Origin of the sequence: Pseudoalteromonas sp. BSi20652 (genome assembly GCF_000239855.1) — a bacterium.
Taxonomy (GTDB): Bacteria; Pseudomonadota; Gammaproteobacteria; order Enterobacterales; family Alteromonadaceae; genus Pseudoalteromonas.
Genome location: NZ_BADT01000140.1, coordinates 1 through 770 on the forward strand (window position 1 = coordinate 1; position 770 = coordinate 770).

Below are 770 nucleotides of genomic sequence, written 5' to 3' on the forward strand. Positions count from 1 at the left end.
TGGTTTGATGATTTCGGGTTGTGGTGCATCGTTATACCAGTCGACTTTCAGCGCTTCACTATACAACTCATCATATATTTCGGTTTGTTGTTTGAAGCTCATATCACGCCAATACACCTCTGGCCGATTATTGTGTGTATCAAACTCAGCGGTGATTGGGTCAAGGTGTCTGTGGCCTTCGTACTCAGGGATATCAGGTAATGGCTGGGTGTTATCCATAAAGCGCACTAGGCGTTCCCAAAACAACAAACAATAAATAGGGTTTTGCGCAAGTTCAGTGACCACTATGGTCATTTTGGTATTTGGGTATTTATCAATGTCTTTGTGCGATATCACCGGGAAAAAGGCGCGAGAGCCTCCTTGGTCAGTGCTTTGGTTTACCAGTACACACTTCATATCTCGCCAATCAAAACAGCAATGACCAAATTCATCACGCTCGTCACAACCAGGGATATCAAAGGTATAGCCGACTTTACCTGTCAGGCGGTCAAAATAGGCATATTTAGGTGAAAACACCAAATCCCAAAGAGGGAATAAGTTTAAAAATACTAAGTTCCATCCAAGTACTAAGTATAAAAACCACAAAGGGTAACTATCTGAACCAAATGGTAGCCACCATAAAGTGAATAAACCTAAAAACGAACTCCCAACAAACCCTAAAAACATAGGGCCAAACAAGAGTAGCCTAATTGGACTATTACCGCATGAGTGAGTTTGAAATCGTTGAGGGTTCTTCTCAATCGTTGTTTTTTTTGTGTAATACCATTTAG

Annotated in this window: 1 protein-coding gene; it reads right to left on the bottom strand. The window is 41.3% G+C overall.

Annotated features, from left to right (window positions below):
• A partial coding sequence (locus tag P20652_RS18470; protein WP_237707128.1) for a hypothetical protein occupies window positions 1–678 on the bottom strand: 678 nt, incomplete at its 3' end.
• Window positions 679–770 lie beyond the last annotated feature (92 nt).